This is a genomic window from Rhizobium sp. AQ_MP (assembly GCF_014237835.1).
In the GTDB taxonomy this organism is placed as follows: domain Bacteria; phylum Pseudomonadota; class Alphaproteobacteria; order Rhizobiales; family Rhizobiaceae; genus Allorhizobium.
In genome coordinates this window covers 130722-146694 of sequence record NZ_JACJVI010000010.1, presented here as the reverse complement: position 1 = coordinate 146694, position 15973 = coordinate 130722, and the positions used below count along the sequence as shown (strand labels likewise).

At 63.4% G+C, this 15973-nt stretch carries 17 protein-coding genes; 7 read left to right on the top strand and 10 right to left on the bottom strand.

Annotated elements, in window-relative coordinates:
* Nucleotides 1-50: 50 nt before the first annotated feature.
* The 5 genes from H6M51_RS15925 to H6M51_RS15905 all read left to right on the top strand — a co-directional run bounded on the left by H6M51_RS15925 (nt 51) and on the right by H6M51_RS15905 (nt 4578).
* Nucleotides 51-1229 (top strand): benzoate/H(+) symporter BenE family transporter, encoded by a 1179-nt coding sequence (locus H6M51_RS15925; protein ID WP_185810800.1) that lies wholly within the window; start codon nt 51-53, stop codon nt 1227-1229.
* 38 nt (nt 1230-1267) lie between these two features.
* The gene (locus H6M51_RS15920; RefSeq protein WP_185810799.1) at nt 1268-1546 is read left to right on the top strand and encodes a BrnT family toxin; all 279 of its coding nucleotides are present in this window, start codon (nt 1268-1270) and stop codon (nt 1544-1546) included.
* Entirely contained in the window at nt 1518-1757 is a 240-nt protein-coding gene (gene brnA / locus H6M51_RS15915; protein WP_185810798.1) for a type II toxin-antitoxin system BrnA family antitoxin, read from the top strand. Before H6M51_RS15920 ends, brnA begins: the two co-directional genes overlap by 29 nt.
* A gap of 327 nt (nt 1758-2084) precedes the next feature.
* Nucleotides 2085-3797 (top strand): 2-isopropylmalate synthase, encoded by a 1713-nt coding sequence (gene leuA, locus H6M51_RS15910; protein ID WP_185810797.1) that lies wholly within the window; start codon nt 2085-2087, stop codon nt 3795-3797.
* A gap of 4 nt (nt 3798-3801) precedes the next feature.
* The gene (locus tag H6M51_RS15905; protein ID WP_185810796.1) at nt 3802-4578 is read left to right on the top strand and encodes an alpha/beta fold hydrolase; all 777 of its coding nucleotides are present in this window, start codon (nt 3802-3804) and stop codon (nt 4576-4578) included.
* A gap of 2 nt (nt 4579-4580) precedes the next feature.
* Here the strand turns inward: H6M51_RS15905 and H6M51_RS15900 are convergent, their stop codons facing one another.
* Nucleotides 4581-5492 (bottom strand): metallophosphoesterase, encoded by a 912-nt coding sequence (locus tag H6M51_RS15900; RefSeq protein ID WP_185810795.1) that lies wholly within the window; start codon nt 5490-5492, stop codon nt 4581-4583.
* 41 nt (nt 5493-5533) lie between these two features.
* Between H6M51_RS15900 and H6M51_RS15895 the strand changes: the two genes are divergently transcribed.
* Complete coding sequence (locus H6M51_RS15895; protein ID WP_185810794.1) at nt 5534-6040, top strand: NUDIX domain-containing protein; 507 nt, start codon at nt 5534-5536, stop codon at nt 6038-6040.
* Nucleotides 6041-6042: 2 nt separating this feature from the next.
* On the opposite strand, the gene H6M51_RS15890 is transcribed toward H6M51_RS15895, so the two are convergent.
* Entirely contained in the window at nt 6043-7026 is a 984-nt protein-coding gene (locus H6M51_RS15890; RefSeq protein ID WP_185810793.1) for a glutathione S-transferase family protein, read from the bottom strand.
* Between the two features lie 250 nt (nt 7027-7276).
* On the opposite strand from H6M51_RS15890, the gene H6M51_RS15885 reads away from it, so the two are divergent.
* Complete coding sequence (locus H6M51_RS15885; RefSeq protein ID WP_185810792.1) at nt 7277-7846, top strand: GNAT family N-acetyltransferase; 570 nt, start codon at nt 7277-7279, stop codon at nt 7844-7846.
* Here the strand turns inward: H6M51_RS15885 and H6M51_RS15880 are convergent.
* The 8 genes from H6M51_RS15880 to H6M51_RS15845 all read right to left on the bottom strand — a co-directional run bounded on the left by H6M51_RS15880 (nt 7831) and on the right by H6M51_RS15845 (nt 15957).
* On the bottom strand, nt 7831-8286 hold the full coding sequence (locus H6M51_RS15880) for an N-acetyltransferase (RefSeq protein ID WP_185810791.1): 456 nt from the start codon (nt 8284-8286) through the stop codon (nt 7831-7833). The two genes, H6M51_RS15885 and H6M51_RS15880, sit on opposite strands and share 16 nt — an antisense overlap.
* Before the next feature lie 73 nt (nt 8287-8359).
* Nucleotides 8360-9163: an endonuclease/exonuclease/phosphatase family protein gene (locus H6M51_RS15875; RefSeq protein ID WP_185810790.1), complete on the bottom strand. Its 804-nt coding sequence runs from the start codon at nt 9161-9163 to the stop codon at nt 8360-8362.
* A gap of 20 nt (nt 9164-9183) precedes the next feature.
* Nucleotides 9184-9393, bottom strand: a complete 210-nt coding sequence (locus tag H6M51_RS15870) for a hypothetical protein (RefSeq protein WP_185810789.1) — start codon at nt 9391-9393, stop codon at nt 9184-9186.
* Nucleotides 9394-9451: 58 nt separating this feature from the next.
* A complete protein-coding gene (locus H6M51_RS15865; RefSeq protein WP_185810788.1) occupies nt 9452-9883 on the bottom strand; it encodes a type II toxin-antitoxin system VapC family toxin in 432 nt (143 codons plus the stop codon).
* A gap of 62 nt (nt 9884-9945) precedes the next feature.
* Nucleotides 9946-10089, bottom strand: a complete 144-nt coding sequence (locus tag H6M51_RS15860; protein WP_185810787.1) for a hypothetical protein — start codon at nt 10087-10089, stop codon at nt 9946-9948.
* Between the two features lie 54 nt (nt 10090-10143).
* Entirely contained in the window at nt 10144-12213 is a 2070-nt protein-coding gene (locus tag H6M51_RS15855) for a hypothetical protein (protein ID WP_185810786.1), read from the bottom strand.
* Nucleotides 12214-12217: 4 nt separating this feature from the next.
* Complete coding sequence (locus H6M51_RS15850; protein WP_185810785.1) at nt 12218-15040, bottom strand: DUF4159 domain-containing protein; 2823 nt, start codon at nt 15038-15040, stop codon at nt 12218-12220.
* Nucleotides 15040-15957 (bottom strand): DUF58 domain-containing protein, encoded by a 918-nt coding sequence (locus H6M51_RS15845; protein ID WP_185810784.1) that lies wholly within the window; start codon nt 15955-15957, stop codon nt 15040-15042. Before H6M51_RS15845 ends, H6M51_RS15850 begins: the two co-directional genes overlap by 1 nt.
* Nucleotides 15958-15973: the final 16 nt, after the last annotated feature.

The window sequence follows — 15973 nt, the reverse complement described above, 5'->3', positions numbered from 1 at the left end:
TGGAATTTGATTGGGCTGGAGTTCACCAGCTCTCGTGCCCCGAGTCCATCATGCTCAAAGACTTTTCTCCCCAGGCCGCCTTCATGGGCGTGCTCGTCGCCTTTGTCGGTTTTGCCAGTTCCTTCGCCGTCGTCCTGCAGGGGCTGAAGGGCGTCGGTGCCACGGACTACGAGGCAGCGTCCGGGCTGATGGCGCTTTCGGTCGCCATGGGGATCTGCGGGATCGTCTTGAGTGTGTGGACGAAGCTGCCGGTTTCGGTCGCCTGGTCGACGCCGGGCGCGGCACTGATGGCAACGGCGGGCATTCCGGTCGGCGGTTTTCCGGCGGCCGTCGGGGCGTTTCTCGTTTGCGCGGCGCTGATCGTGCTCGCTGGCCTCATCCGGCCTTTCGGGCGGGCCGTGGCGGCGATCCCGGCGCCGATTGCGAATGCCATGCTCGCGGGTGTCATCCTCAATCTCTGCTTTGCGCCGTTCAAGGCCGTGGCCTTCGATCCGTTGCTCGGGCTGCCCATTCTCGTGGTCTGGGCGGTGGTGGCGGCGTTCAAGCGGCTCTACGCGGTGCCGGCGGCTCTCTTGACCTTTGTGGTCGTCATCGTCTTCGGCGTGGATCTGCCCGAGGGGGCGATGGCGAGCTGGGCGGCGTCACTTGCGCCGCCGGTGGAGTTCGTGATGCCGGTCTTCACGCTGCCGACGCTGGTGTCGATCGCGCTGCCGCTCTTCATCGTCACCATGGCCTCGCAGAACATTCCTGGTATCGCGATCCTCAAGGTCAACAAATACGAGCCCAATCCGGGGCCGATGTTTGCGGTGACGGGTGTGTTTTCGGCGCTCTCTGCGCCGTTCGGCGGCCATGCGGTGAACCTCGCGGCGATCACGGCTGCGATGTGTGCCGGTGAGGATGCGCATGCCGATCCGAAGCGGCGCTACTGGGCGGCGATCATCGCCGGCATCGGCTATGTGCTGCTCGGGCTGGCGGCTGGTGCCGTGACCGGCTTCGTGTCGCTTGCGCCACCGATCCTCATTCAGTCGGTGGCGGGTCTGGCGCTGATCGGGGCGTTTTCCGGCTCGGCGGTGGCGGCGTTTCAGGTGCCCGAGACGCGGGAGGCTGCTGCGGTGACCTTCCTGGTGACGGCTTCGGGGATTTCCATTCTGGGGATCTCAGGGGCTTTCTGGGGTTTGATTGCGGGTGTGGCGATGCTGGGACTGGTGAAGGCTGCACGGAAGGGTTGAAAACTGGAGTCTACGCGTTGCGTGTGTTACATTGATGCATGGATTTCGAGTTCGATCCGGCCAAGAGCGCCAGCAACAAAGACAAGCACGGCGTCGACTTTGTCGAGGCTCAAGCCCTTTGGCGGGACAAACTGAGGCTGATCATCCGAGCCAAGTATGTAGGCGAAGCTCGATACGCACTTATTGCGGAAATGGACGGCCGTTTATGGGTGGCCGTTTACGTCCTGCGCAGTGAAACGGTTCGACTGATTTCTGTCAGACGGGCCCGGGCCATGGAGAAAGAGCGCTATGAAAACTATAACCGCAGCCGAATTTGACAAGAAATTCGATGATGGGGAGGATATCAGCGAGTATCTCGACTGGGAGAACGCTTGGCGACCCAATGAGCCGATCGAAACCAGCTTACATCTTTCGGCGCTGCAATTGCGGCAGCTGGACGAGGAGGCTGCTCGATTGGGTGTGACCCGAGAAGCCCTTCTCGCCGGATGGATCGGCGAGAAGCTGAAGGGGGCCCCCTGGCCGAAATAACACCCTTGCGCGATTCAGTTCGTCGCGTTATTCCTCATCTCATGAAGACCAACGGCACGACCTTTGCTGCGACTGACATGACGGCCCGCTCTGCGGCCGGCTTTGTCGCGTCGGTGCCAAACTCGCTTCTTCTTCTCGGCCTTATCCGCGGTTGCCGGGTCCGTTGAGGAGCGCCCGGCGGCCGGGTCAGCCGTTTGGCGATTGCTCCTCGAAAACTCCCTAATCCAGATCAGTAATTCCCTGAACAGGGTTCGTTCGGACGTGTCAAAGCCAGGCTGATTTGCTATCAGCCGTTCACGCCGACGAGGACGAGAAGAGACGAAGACGATGATTTTGAAGACCCATACCGTCAAGCAGGGCATGCCGGACGCCGCCACCAAGTATCGCCCTTATCCGCAGATCGACATTGCCGACCGCACCTGGCCGTCGAAGGTGATCGACAAGGCGCCGATCTGGTGTTCCGTCGACTTGCGCGATGGCAACCAGTCGCTGGTCAACCCGATGGGCCATGACCGCAAGGCCCGGATGTTCCAGCTCTTGCTCGACATGGGCTTCAAGGAAATTGAGATCGGCTTTCCGTCCGCGTCGCAGACCGATTTTGACTTTGCCCGCTGGTGCGTGGAAGAGGGTGGAGTTCCCGCCGACGTCTCCCTGCAGGTTTTGGTACAGTGCCGCCCTGAGCTGATCACGCGGACCTTCGAAGCGCTGGAAGGGGCCACGAACCCGATCATCCATTTCTACAACTCGACCTCCGAACTGCAGCGCCGCGTGGTGTTCGGCAAGGATGTCGCCGGGATCAAGCAGATCGCCGTCGATGCGGCGAAGATGATCATGGACATGTCGGCCAAGGCTGGCGGCGGCTATCGCTTCGAGTATTCGCCGGAAAGCTTCACCGGCACCGAGCTGGAAGTAGCGCTGGAGATCTGCAATGCCGTCATCGCCGAGGTAAAGCCGACGGCGGAGAACAAGCTGATCCTCAACCTGCCGTCGACCGTCGAGATGGCGACGCCGAACATCTATGCTGACCAGATCGAATGGATGTGCCGCAACATCGACAACCGCGAGAACGTGATCATCTCGCTGCATCCGCATAATGACCGGGGCACGGGCATTGCCGCGACCGAACTCGGCCTGATGGCCGGTGCCGATCGTGTCGAGGGCACGCTGTTCGGCAATGGCGAGCGCACCGGCAATGTTGACGTCGTGACGCTGGCGCTCAACATGTATACGCAGGGTGTTGACCCGAAACTGGATTGCACCGACATCGAGCGGATCAAGGCGGTCTACGAATATTCCAACGAGATGGTGATCCCCGAGCGTCATCCTTATGTCGGCGAGCTGGTCTACACGGCTTTCTCCGGCTCGCATCAGGATGCGATCAACAAGGGCATGAAGGCGATCAAAAAGGCCAATTCGCCGATCTGGGAAGTGCCTTATCTGCCGATCGATCCGCAGGATGTCGGCCGCACCTATGAGGCGATCATCCGCATCAACTCGCAGTCGGGCAAGGGCGGCATCGCCTATATCCTGCAGGAGGATTACGGCATCAACCTGCCGCGCAATCTGCAGATCGAGTTCCGCGAGGACATCCAGCGGATCACCGACGAGGAGGGCAAGGAACTGCCGTCGAAGAAGATCTATGAACGCTTCATCGAGCGTTATGTCGATCAGACTGGTTCGCGCCTGAAATTCGTAGACCACCACACCTTTCCGGATACGGAGAAGAAGGGCATCCGCGTGGTTGCCGCCGAAATCACCGACAATGGCGAGGTGAAGCGGATCGAGGGCAAGGGCACGGGTCCGATCGACGGTTTCGTCAATGCGCTGTCGACCTATCTCGGCATTGATCTCTCTGTGCAGGATTATTCCGAGCATTCGCTGCAGCATGGTTCGAACGCAGCGGCCATTGCCTATGTCGAGATGGCACATGCCGGCGGCAAGCTGTTCGGGGCTGGCATCAACACCAATATCGTGACAGCCTCTCTGGAGGCCATCGTCTCGGCGGCCAACCGCGTGCTCGACGAGCAGAAGAAGGCGTGAAGCCATGATGCTCTTCGCCGAGGTTCGACATCTGTCCTCGGCGAAGACCCCACTCGTGCTGCTGCACGGGTTCGGCGGGATTGGCGCGCTCTGGGCGCCGGTCATCGACCGGCTCGATGCTGATCAGCCGCTTATCATCTACGATCTTCCGGGGCATGGAGGCTCGCTCGATGCCGAGGGCGTCGGGCATGCCGGGGTGATGGCCAAGGCCATACTGGCTGATCTCGACCGGCGGGGCGTGTCCTCCTTCCATCTCTGCGGTCACTCGATGGGCGGGGCGGTGGCGAGCCTCGTTGCGCTGAAGGCTGCCTCCCGTATTTGCTCACTGACGCTTCTAGCCCCCGGTGGTTTCGGCTTCGAGATCGATCATCAGGCCCTGCGGCGCTATGCGGTTGCGGCTGAGCCAGGTGAGCTTGCCACGGCGCTTGCGGCGATGATGGCACCAGGCCATGTGGCGGATGGATTCGGCCTCGAACGGCTGGCTGCGGCGCGCCAGGCACCCGCCGCCGTGGATCGGCTGCTGGCCATTCTCGCCTCCTTCCTGGTCGAGCGCGACGGTCGGACGGGGCAGGGGACGTTGCCGCTGCGATCCTTCGACGGTCTTGGGATCCCGACGCGGCTCCTATGGGGCACCGCAGATCCGATCCTGCCGGTCGAGCAGGCGTCGACGATCTGGCCGGGTGCGGTGGTGACCTTGGTCGAGGGGGCAGGGCATATGCTGATCGACGAGGCGCCGGTGTCCGTGGCAGCAGCGCTCAAGGCGGCTCTGGCAAACGGCTGAAGTCAGCCGCCCAGCAGACGCTCTGCGTGGTCGAGCTTCAGAGGCGCGTCTTCGCGCTCGATCTTGTAGCGTTGCCAGTCGAGCTGCCAGTTTCCGGCTTCACCATCGATCGAGAAGAGATTGTAGCCGGCGGCCGGTTTCTTGGCGCCGGGGCCCTGGCTGGCGGAGGCGATGCCGACGACGGGGACCTTCTTTTCGCGGTCTGCTAGCCAGTAGAGCGTGTTGAGATGCGTGTGGCCATGCAGCACGAGTTCGGCGCCGCCGGTGCGGATGGCAGCCGCGAAGCGCCGGATACCGAGCATGCGCTTGTGCTGGGGGGCAGCACCCCGGATCGGCGGATGGTGGATCATCACGACGCGGAACAGACCTTCCTCACCGGCCGCCTTCAACAGTCCTGCCGTCTCGCGCGCCTGGCGGCCGCTGAAATAGCCCTGGGCGGAGAAGGGCGGGGTGGCGATCGAGGTCGAGCAGCCGATCAGCGCGACTGGGCCACGGCGGCGGATATAGGGGAAGAGCTTGTGGTCGTCCTGGAAGATCAGCGGATCGTCGTCGCCACGCATGTAGTCGTACCAGGCTTGCACGACGCGTTCATGGGCGCCGGGCACATAGGCGTCGTGGTTACCGGGGACGACGGAGGTGTCGAGGGGGGCGCCGGCTTCCTTTAGCCATTCGGAGACCAGCTTGACCTCAAGCTTCGAAGCGAGGTTTACCAGGTCGCCGGTGATCGCAAGATGATCGGGGTTCTCGGTGCGAAGCGCGTCCAAGACTATTTCCAGTGCATTGGGGAAAAGATGCTTGCGGCGGTTGCGATGCCAGTTCACATAGCCCGTAATCCGCTTCGAGGCCAGTTCCCGGATCGTCAGGTTCGGCAGCGGGCCGAGATGCACGTCGGAGATGTGGGCGAGCTTGAACATGGCGCTTCTCATAGCGGCGCTGAAACCGAGGGGCAAGAAAAATGAAGCCAGCGGGTGGGGCAGGAACAGGCCCTGATAGCGAAAGGCTCGGATGGCCGAAGAGGTTCCTTGTTCGTCTGCTGCATGTCTATTTCGCCGCCAGCCGCGGCATGACGCTCGGGGTGCGGGCGGCCTGTTTCGACGAGGTGGGCCGGGTGTTTCTCGTGCGGCACACCTATGTGCCGGGCTGGCATCTGCCGGGCGGCGGGGTCGAGCGTGGCGAAACCGCGATGGAGGCGCTGATCAAGGAAATGCGCGAGGAGGGAAATCTGGAGGCGCTCGGCGCCCCGGAACTCTTCCATGCCTATTTCAATGCGCGGATCAGCGGACGCGATCATGTTTTGCTCTACCGGGTTACGGTGCGGCAGACGGCTGATCGCCCGGCGGACCGTGAGATCGCCGAATGCGGGTTCTTCCCACCCGACGCATTGCCGGAGGCGACGACTGAAGCGACGCGGCGGCGAATTGCCGAGCTGCGCGGAGAGATCGCCCCCGCGCATCACTGGTAGTCTCAGGCGCCGAGCGTCTCACGCCCGTGCGGGGCCATCAGGTCCTCATCCGGGCCAACCGGCACCACACCCGTCGGATTGATCATGGTGTGGCTGCGATAATAGTGATGCTTGATGTGGTGCATCTCGACCGTCTCGGCCACGCCCGGCGTCTGGTAAAGATCGCGCAGATAAGCCGACATTGCCGGATAATCGGCGATGCGGCGGATGTTGCACTTGAAATGGCCGACATAGACAGGATCGAAGCGCACCAGCGTGGTGAAGAGGCGCCAGTCTGCTTCGGTGACACGGTCGCCGAAGAGATAACGCTGGTTCGACAGGCGTTCTTCCAGCCAGTCCAGCGTCTCGAAGAGCGGATAGACGGCGCTTTCGTAAGCCTCCTGCGTCGTGGCGAAACCTGCCTTGTAGACGCCGTTGTTGACGGTGTCGTAGATGCGGGTGTTGATCTCGTCGATGTCGGCGTGCAGATCCTGCGGGTGCATGTCGAGGGTCGAGCCGGTCAGGTGATCGAAGGCAGAGTTGAACATGCGGATGATCTCGGCGCTTTCATTCGAGACGATCGTGCCGGTCTGCTTGTCCCAGAGCACCGGTACCGTGACGCGCCCCGAGAAAGCTGGGTCGGCTTTGACATAGACCTGCCAGAGATAGTCGGAGCCAAACAGATGATCGACGGTTGCGCCGTCACGCTCGTGAAACTCCCAGCCGTTTGCCAGCATTAGCGGATCGACGACCGAGACCGAGATCAGGTCTTCGAGACCTTTCAGCTTGCGGAATATCAGCGTGCGATGTGCCCATGGACAGGCGTAGGAGACGTAGAGGTGGTATCGACCGGCCTCGGCTTTGAAGCCTGCTTTGCCTGAGGGGCCTGCCGATCCGTCTGCCGTCACCCAGTTGCGAAAGCTCGAATTGGCGCGCTTGAAGTGACCGGAGGTCGATTTCGTATCGTACCAGACATCCTGCCAGACGCCATCCATTAGCCTGCCCATGGGTGCTTCCTTCTCGTTTGAACTTGAGCGGGAAGATACGGCTGTTGGCCGCGATTGCGAGAGGCCATGGATTGAACAGTGCGTTTTCTGTTGGACGCGCGGAAAATTTGCTGCTATCGGAACAAAGATCGTACCCCTGAAAGGCCCCGATGACCCCCGCACGGAACCCACGACGACGCTGAAGCTCTCGAACGCACGATATCCGTGCGCGTGAACCCTATTGCTGTCTGTCTAATGGTTTCGGTCATCCATGTTTCACTCTGGCCTTGTCTACCTCACCGAGGATGCGTCGCATGACGCGGTTATCGAACTGATCAACGAAGAGGCCTTCGGTCCCGGCCGGCACACCCGTGCGGCCGCGCGCATTCGTGAGCAGGGGCCACATGACCGCTCGCTCTCCTTCATCTGCGCCGACAATGGCGAGACGATCGCCTCGGTGCGCATGACGCCGGTGTTGGCGGGCGGTGTGAAGGGGCATCTGCTCGGGCCGCTTGCGGTTCGCCCTTCCCACAAGAACCGGGGCATTGGCCGCGAACTCGTGCGGATCGCCATCGAGGCGGCGCGGCGCAAGGGCTCGGAAGGCGTGATCCTGATCGGCGACCCGCCCTACTACATGCCGCTCGGCTTCGAAAAGGTGGCTTACAAGGCGCTTGATTTCCCCGGGCCTGTCGATCCGAACCGTGTACTGGTGGTGCCGCTTGCAAAGGACGTGCACGAACGGCTGAACGGCGTAATCGCCTGGCGAGACTGCAAGGCGGTGATTGCCGAGCCCGTTTCCGCAACGGAAGAGGCACCTGTCCGCGCCTATGCCTCGGCCTGATGTTGTGATTCAGGCGCTTCCCCGAACCTCTTGAGCAGCCAGCAGATATCGAGGCCTTTCGAAAAGTTCTCGATACGACCGAAGACCTGGTAGCCTGCCCGCTCATAAACGCGGCGAGCCACAGGGTTGATCGTGTCGATATTGGCACCGATGCAGCCGCGCGCCCGCGCTTCCTCTTCGGCCAATGCCAGAAGTTTCCCCGCCATGCCCTCTCCGCGCAGACGTTCGGGGACGAAGAGCAGTTCCACGTATAGCCAACCTCGACCGGTATAGCCGATCAGGCCACCATCGACGCTCCCGTTCTCCGCCGTGATCGGGATGAAGAGGTCCCTGCGGTCGGTTGGGCCGAGCAGGGTGTCGTTGTGAGCGCGGATGCCGGCGAGGATCGCCTCGCGGGCGGTTTCGGGAACGGTATCGGAGAGGGATAGGGGTGGGGTCATGGGGCTAAGATTAGGCCAGGGAGGACGGTGTGTCGAGGTGTTGGATCGGTTGCCAAAGCTCTGCCCCGAGGGATCAGGTGAACTCCAGGAGGAGCGGGCAATGATCGGAAACCTCGGGTTCGCGGACGACTTCGAAGCGGGAGACATCGATCTCGCCGCTCACCAGGATGTAATCCGCAAACCGTTCCGGCTTTGTATAGTGGGACGTTCGTGTTCCGGTGAAGGCGCGTGCCGTCACCAGGTCCATCAGTCCGCATGATTGCAGGATCTCAAAGGTAACGCTCTCGGGCAGGAGGTTGAAATCGCCACAGACGATGAGTTTCTCGTTTGGACGCCAGAGGCGATTGATCAAGGCGACCAGCGCATGGGCCTGGGCCAGACGTTCCTGAGTGTCGTGCTTGCCATCCTCGCCACGCAGGCCGTGTAGGTGGGCGATGGTGACCGGTTCTGCGGTTTGCGGGTGGTAAATCCTGATGACATGCGCGTTGCGGGGGCGAGGATGCGGTCCCCAGCCGTCGTGCCGGTATTGGCCATGGATAAAGTCCATGGCATGGCCGAGCACTGGAAGGCGTCGGTGGATGAAGGTCGCCAGACCGAACTCCGCCCATATGGGCCCGGTGTTTGCGCTCAGTTCACCCCGCATGGAGGTGCAGAAGAAGGCGTCGTGATCCGGGAGAATGGCGCGCATGTCTTCAAAGAGGTTGGCGCGCTGCTGGTACTCCAGGTGACCATCCCGATAGGTCACCCATTCCGCTTCCGTGGTGTCCGATCGGAGGACTTCCTGAAGGCAGATCACGTCGGCGTTCTCCGACAGGATGTAATCACCTATCGAGGGAAACAGGCGCCCGGCCCAGCAATTCAGGGAAAGAAGCTTCAAGTGTGGGGCCTTTGCTGGCATCAGGTTGAACCGACGGAGCCTGGTGGATCTTCACTGCATGGCGTCGCGCTCACAGATGTTCCGCCGAAGGCCATGTTGGTTTGCCGCACGGCCACGAGCAGTTCTTCCCGGTCGCCATCGGCAAGGATCGCGTCCAGTGTCGCTGCTGCCAATGCCGGGTCTTCGCGGAAGAGGCTTGCCATCGCATTGTCGTGGGGCTGGTCCTTCATCGGTCCTCTCCTCTCGAAAATGGAATGGCGTGGGTGCATATGTTTAGTTTTATTCGCATCAACACCGGATAATCTCTAGGTGGCCCTTGGCGGCAAGTTCGATCAGTGTCCGATCTCTCGTAATCAGCGGTGTGTTTTTGACGCGCGACGTTGCAATCAAATAACAATCGCCGGGGTCCTTGTGCCCTGTGTCGACCACCACTGTTGCGGCTTCGCAGGCAATTCTGTGGTGTATAGGTGCGACTCTTGCGCCGGTCGCGGCCATTGCCAACGAAAACCAGCGTGAAGGCGACTTGTCATCCAGAAGCATCGGGTCTTTGTGCGCCGGTTTAAGGGCGGCCAGCGAGAGTTCCCAAGCGCTGATCGGCGAAATCAAGAGCCGCTTTGATGTCTGGCTTTCGGCGATTGCCAGAAGAGATTCCTGCGACATGGTGCTTGCTGCGGTGATCAACCAGTAGAGCGCGTGGGTGTCGAGAAGCGCTCCGGCCATAGCTGGTGCTACTTAGATTTTTGCGAGCCTGAAACGGCATCCAGAGCCTGAGCTGCGATCGGCTAGGTCAGATCGATCCCCTTCCTCAACGGAAGATCCGAAACCTTCATGGAGTTCGCACCACGCAGTTCGACATACTGGCCTGTGCGCGGATCGCGCAGCATCCATTCTCCCGTCGGTGTCTGCTTGAGGTCGGCTTTGGTCATATCGCTACCATAACGGGAAAATGCTGGAGAATCCAGATCTCCCGTTTGACAGCCTTACCGCCCCTCGCGCCACCACATGGCGGAGACCGCGAGCAGCAAGATCCCCAAGCCGGCAAAACCGGCAAACAGTGGCATTGTGTTGACGCCCTTGAGCACCGTTTCGTCCGTCAGCTTGATCAGCATGCGGCGGTCGTCGGCGACGCGGATTTCGCCGCGCACCGGCAGGATGTCGGGGATGCGGACGGAGGCATCGCCGTCGTCGAGGCGGGCGGTGAGGCCGCGGGTTTCCGCGCTGATCGGCGACAGCGTATCCGTGCTGGAGATCATTGCGCGGAATTCGGGGGCGTCGACGGCGCCGACATGGACGAGGGTCGAGAAGTCGCCGTTGGTCACGGTGAAGAGGCCGGTTTCGGTCATGCGGCGTTCGCCGCGATAAAGGCCGGGCTGGATCTCGTTGAGGTTCAACGCGATGGTTTCGCCCGAGGGCGTGGTGATCGAGGCGGGGCCGGGAGCGTCGCCGATTGTCTGGCGGGTCACTTCCAGCGTGCGGCCGGTGGCGCGGGCCTTCAGCGCCTCCTCCTCGAGCTCCGGCTCCTTCATCAGCCAGTGGGCGATGCGGCGATAGAGCGAGACATGCGGGCCGCCGCCTTCGAAGCCGCGTGCCCAGAGCCAGCCCTGGTCGGAGAGCAGCATGGCGACGCGGCCTTCATTGGCGCGGTTCAGGACGAGCAGCGGGCGGTCGCCATCGGCGGTCATGACGGTTTCGCCGTCGGTCCGGCCCACTTCGACGCTGCGGAACCAGCGGCCCCATTGCGGGGGCTCACCGGCGGAGCCATCCAGGCCGCGGGTGACAGGGTGGCGTTTGCCCTGGTCGGAGAGGCGCGGATAAAAGCCTGCCTGATGCACGTCTCCGGTCGGCGTCGCCGGTAGTACGGATTCGAGCGGCGTGAGCGCAATCGAGTCCTGGCCGGCATGTTCGGGGCCGGCGGCAATCAGCAGGGCGCCACCGTTCCTGACATATTCGGCAATGTAGTCGTAATAGAGGATCGGCAGCACGCCGCGATGCTGGTAGCGGTCGAAGATGATCAGGTCGAAGTCGTTGATCTTCTCGACGAAGAGTTCGCGGGTCGGGAAGGCGATCAGCGAGAGTTCGTTGATCGGCGTGCCGTCCTGCTTTTCCGGCGGGCGCAGGATGGTGAAATGCACGAGGTCGACCGAGGCGTCCGACTTCAGGAGGTTGCGCCAGGCGCGCTCGCCGGCATGCGGCTCGCCGGAGACGAGCAGCACACGCAGGTTCTGGCGGATGCCCTCGATCAGATGGATGGCGCGGTTGTTGACGTCGGTGACTTCGCCAGGAGTCGCGGCGACGGAGAATTCGAGCACATTGTTGCCGCCACGGGGGACGCGGAAGGCGAAGGATGTCTCAGCGCCGGGGACTGCCGGGACGATACCGAGATCTTCGCCGTTCATCTTCACCGAAACGTCTGCAGGCTGGTTGGAGGCTTCACCGTCGTCGAAGACGCGGAAGGTCAGTTCCTGTTCTTCATCGACGATGCCAAAACGCGGGGCGCGCAGGATTTCGATGCGGCGGTCGAATTCGTCGGCCTTGCCGGTGATCAGCGAATGGACCGGCGCGTTGAAGGGCAGGGGCTGATTTTCGCCGGGGATGTCATGCACCTGACCGTCGGTGACGAAGATCGCTCCGCCGACACGGGCGGGAGGAACGTCCGTCGTTGCGGCAGCAAGGGCTTCGAAAAGCTTGGTGGACGGGGCGTCGCTGTCGCCGGGGTCGGTGACCTCGACGATGCGCGGCTCGATATTGGCGAAGCGGCTGAGGCGGTCGCGGATGCCCTGCAGCGCCTGATCGGTCTGCTCGGCGCGGCCGGCGATCTGCTGGCTCTGGCTGCGGTCGACGATGACGGGCACGACGGTGGTCAGCGGGTCACGCTCTTCCTGCAGGAGGAGCGGGTTGGCCAGCGCTGCCAGCACCGCGATCGAGGCGGCGAGGCGGATCACCGTGCCGCGCACGCCGCGCAGGAAGCCGAGGACGGATAGCACAACCGCGAGCACGGCCAGGGCTGCTATGGCGATCCAGGGGATGAAGGGGGCGAATTCGAGCGTCATGGTCTTACTGCCCCAGTCTTTCGAGCAAAGCAGGCACATGGACCTGGTCTGCCTTGTAGTTGCCGGTCAGCATATACATCATGATGTTGACGCCGGAGCGGAAGGACATCTCGCGCTGCATCTCGTCAGCGGGCACGACGGGGAGCACGCTTGCGCCATTGGCATCAACGGCCCAGGCGCCCATGAGATCGTTGCCAGTGATCATAATAGGTGTGACACCATCGCCCGAAGAGGCGACTGCACTGTTGCTGGACTGGGCTTCCTGCCGGGACTCGACCCAGAGCGGGCTGCCGCTGTAGCGGCCGGGAAAGCCCTGGAGCAGATAGAAAGCGCGCGTCAGCACGTGGTCGGATGGAACCGGTTCCAGCGGCGGGATGTCGATATTGGCAAGGATTGCCTGCAGGCGTTCGCCATTCGGCGAGGAGCCAACGTCGTTGCCGAGCATCGAGCCCTGGTCGCGCGTGTCGAAGAGAACGGTACCGCCGGCGCGCATATAGGCGTCGATGCGGCTGATCGCGGCGGCCGACGGCATGGGGGCCGTCGCCGAAATCGGCCAGAAGATGATCGGGTAGAAGGAGAGTTCATCCTTGGCGATGTCGACGCCGACAGGCGGCTCTGGTTCGAGCGTCGTGCGATAGGTGAGGAAATCGGTGAGGCCGGTCAGGCCCTGTTCGGACAGGCGGTCGACTTCCGCTTCGCCGGTGATGACATAGGCGAGATGGGTGTTGTCGAGGCGTTCGAGGATCTGCTCGTCGCCGGGCTTGGCATCCCGGGACTGGGCAAGCGCCTGGCCCGGCGGCGCCATGGCGGCAAGGGCGACAGCGAGCGCCAGGATGGATGCGGACGCAGCCGGCGCGCGCTTCGGCAGGCGGGAGAAGGCGCCGCCCATAAAGAGCACGATCAGGCTGTCGATCACCAGAAGCAGGAAGGCGATGGTTAGAAGGCTCGGCTTCAGCGGGGTTGCCGCCGTGCCCGCCATCGGGTCGCGCGCGACGGTGAGGCCTGCCGGGGCGGGGAGCGGACGAAGCGTGGCTTCTGCCGGCAGGAGGTTGAGTGCCGTGAAGCCGTCTTCAGTGCCGTAGAGGCCGGGCGGGTTGTCAAAGGTCGCGGCCTCGGGTCGATCCGGACCGAGCGACAGCGGCTTCGCTGCGCCGGCTTCGGCGGTCAGCGCACCGCGTTCGGTCAACAGGCGGAAGGGCGGCAGCGACGGCGCGGCTGCCTGGCCGGCCTGGGCTTCCGCTGCTCCCACACGGGTCAACTGGACGACGCGGCGCAGCATCTCGACAAAGGTGCCGGAGATCGGCAGGTCCGACCAGGTGGCCTCGGCGCTGACATGGAAGAGCACGATGCGGCCGGCGCCGGTTTCTTCCACGGTGACGAGCGGTGTACCGTCGGCAAGGCTTGCCCAGGTGCGGGCGGCGAGGTCGGGTGTCGGTTCGGCAAGCACCTGGCGCTTGACGAGGATGCCCTCGGGGCGCGGCATGCCGGCAAAGGGGCCGAAATCAGGGAAGTCGGCGAGCGGTTGCGGCTCTGCCCAGGAGAGCGCACCGCCGAGTGCACGTTCACCCTGGCGCAGGATGACGGGGACGAGCGGATCATCGGCGGGGGCTGCAGCGAGGCGCGGTCCTGCAAAGCGGATCAGCGTGCCGCCGCGGTTGATCCATGCTTGAAGCGGATCATAGACATCGGCGGGCAGACGGCCGACATCGGCCAGCACGAGGGCCGACGGGTTCTGGTTCAGGATCTCGGGAATGGCGACCGCAAGGTCGGTCTGGCCGGGTTTCACCACGTCGGCATAGGGGCCGAGAGCCCGCTCGATGTAATAGAGCGGCGAGAGCAGCGGCTGGAAGCCGTCGCCACTGTCGCCGGAAACAAGCGCGACCTTGCGGCGGCGGAAGCCGTCATCGAGCAGGTGGGTGGCGCCGGCGGAGGCAACACCTGCGATCGAGAGGCGGGCGAAATCATTGCGCAGCTCGAAGGGGGCGGCGATCTCGCCGGAGGCTTCGGTGGTGCCGGGGGCAAAATCGACCTGGCCGGAGGCGATCACACGGCCCTGACGGTCCTGGGCATCGACAATCAAGCTGCGGGCATCGGACGCGTTGAGGCGCGAGAGGGTGACCGTCAGCGCATCCGAGCCGTTGTTGGCGCCGGTGATGGCGACGCTCGTCGCGCCGTCACCTTCGACGATGCGGAATTCGGCGGGCGAGAGGCTGGCAAGATCGGACAGGAACGGATCTTCCGGGTCGCGGGCGATGCCGTCGGAGACATAGGCGAGCGTGCCGGGGCGTTCCGACAAGAAGGTGGTGCGGAGCGCTTCGATGGTCCTGATACGATCGGGGCGCTGCGGATGAGGCGTGGCGGCGGCGAGCTTTTCCAGCGCGACCGCTGGCGTGCCGGGGATCGCGTCATGGGTCGGATCGGCGGTGAAGACGATCGAGACGGGCAGGCTACGGTCGGCGGCATCGCCGATCAGGGCAGTTGCGGTCTCGACGCGGCGATCCCAGTCGCCGACGGTTGCCCAGCCATTGTCGACGACGAGCAACAGCGGGCCGTCGCCGGAGAGAGTGGCGTTGCGCGGATTGAGCACGGGGTCGGCCAGCGCGAAGATGACGATCGCGGCCATGAGCATGCGCAGAAGCGTCAGCCACCACGGGCTTTTCGAGGGGGTTTCCTCGCGCTTCAAGACGCCGGCAAGGATCTTCAGCGGCGGAAAGACTTCCGCCTTGGGCCGCGGTGGCGTCAGTTTCAGCAGCCACCAGATCAGCGGCAGGGCGAGCAGGGCGCCGAGGATGGCGGGAGCGCCAAAGGCGAGCGGAATACCGAACATCAGCCCCCACTCCTGTTGACTGCGGGTGGCATGCCCGACAGGTGCATGTGGACGGCGACGAGGGCCTCGGAAGCGAGGCGATCGGTGCGGTTGTGGGTGAAGCTCCAGCCCATGCGGCGGAGTTGGTCCGACATGGATTCGCGGCGGGCGAGATAGGCCTGCTGGTAGTCGTCACGCAGCGTCTCGGCGCGGCCGGAGGTTAGCTTTTGGCCGGTTTCGGGATCGGTGAATTCGGTGCGGCCGGTATAGGGGAAGGTCTCTTCGGCGGGATCGGCGACTTCGACCACATGGCCGCGCAGGCCGCGGCGGGCGAGCGGCGTGATGCGTTCCATCACCCGGTCAGCATCGTCGAGGAAATCGCCGATCAGCACGATGTCGCTGGAACCCCGGATCATGCGGGTGTCGGGCAGGCCTTCGGTCAGCGGCGCGTGCATGATGGCGGTTGCCAAGCGCTCGGCAGCGTTGCGGGCGGAGATCGGTTCCATGATGCCGGGACAGCCGATGCGCTCGCCGGAGCGGGCGAGGATTTCGGCGAGCGCCAGCATCAGGACGAGAGCGCGGCTTTCCTTGGAGACCGAGGCGAGCGTCGACTTGTACATCATCGACGGCGACATGTCGGCCCAGAGCCAGACGGTGTGAGCCGCCTCCCATTCGCGGTCCCGGATATACATGTGGTCGTCGCGGGCCGAGCGGCGCCAGTCGATGCGCGAGAAGCTCTCGCCATCGGCATAGGGGCGGAACTGCCAGAAGTTTTCGCCGATGCCGCGCTTGCGGCGACCATGCCAGCCGGCAATGACCGTGTTGGCGATACGTTTTGCCTCGACCATGCAGTCAGGCACCAGCACGGCGCGCTGGCGCGCGCGCTTCAGGACTTCGCTGCCGGCTGTCTGCTCGACGATCTGGCCGATCGATGCCACGCGGTCAAAGCCTCCC

What these genes read in the sequence shown, in the direction of transcription:
- H6M51_RS15925 (WP_185810800.1), top strand. Translation starts at nt 51, where the DNA reads ATGCTCAAAGACTTTTCTCCCCAGGCCGCCTTCATGGGCGTGCTCGTC.
- H6M51_RS15920 (WP_185810799.1), top strand. Translation starts at nt 1,268, where the DNA reads ATGGATTTCGAGTTCGATCCGGCCAAGAGCGCCAGCAACAAAGACAAG.
- brnA (WP_185810798.1), top strand. Translation starts at nt 1,518, where the DNA reads ATGAAAACTATAACCGCAGCCGAATTTGACAAGAAATTCGATGATGGG.
- leuA (WP_185810797.1), top strand. Translation starts at nt 2,085, where the DNA reads ATGATTTTGAAGACCCATACCGTCAAGCAGGGCATGCCGGACGCCGCC.
- H6M51_RS15905 (WP_185810796.1), top strand. Translation starts at nt 3,802, where the DNA reads ATGATGCTCTTCGCCGAGGTTCGACATCTGTCCTCGGCGAAGACCCCA.
- H6M51_RS15900 (WP_185810795.1), bottom strand. Translation starts at nt 5,492, where the DNA reads ATGTTCAAGCTCGCCCACATCTCCGACGTGCATCTCGGCCCGCTGCCG.
- H6M51_RS15895 (WP_185810794.1), top strand. Translation starts at nt 5,534, where the DNA reads ATGAAGCCAGCGGGTGGGGCAGGAACAGGCCCTGATAGCGAAAGGCTC.
- H6M51_RS15890 (WP_185810793.1), bottom strand. Translation starts at nt 7,026, where the DNA reads ATGGGCAGGCTAATGGATGGCGTCTGGCAGGATGTCTGGTACGATACG.
- H6M51_RS15885 (WP_185810792.1), top strand. Translation starts at nt 7,277, where the DNA reads ATGTTTCACTCTGGCCTTGTCTACCTCACCGAGGATGCGTCGCATGAC.
- H6M51_RS15880 (WP_185810791.1), bottom strand. Translation starts at nt 8,286, where the DNA reads ATGACCCCACCCCTATCCCTCTCCGATACCGTTCCCGAAACCGCCCGC.
- H6M51_RS15870 (WP_185810789.1), bottom strand. Translation starts at nt 9,393, where the DNA reads ATGAAGGACCAGCCCCACGACAATGCGATGGCAAGCCTCTTCCGCGAA.
- H6M51_RS15865 (WP_185810788.1), bottom strand. Translation starts at nt 9,883, where the DNA reads ATGGCCGGAGCGCTTCTCGACACCCACGCGCTCTACTGGTTGATCACC.
- H6M51_RS15860 (WP_185810787.1), bottom strand. Translation starts at nt 10,089, where the DNA reads ATGACCAAAGCCGACCTCAAGCAGACACCGACGGGAGAATGGATGCTG.
- H6M51_RS15855 (WP_185810786.1), bottom strand. Translation starts at nt 12,213, where the DNA reads ATGACGCTCGAATTCGCCCCCTTCATCCCCTGGATCGCCATAGCAGCC.
- H6M51_RS15850 (WP_185810785.1), bottom strand. Translation starts at nt 15,040, where the DNA reads ATGTTCGGTATTCCGCTCGCCTTTGGCGCTCCCGCCATCCTCGGCGCC.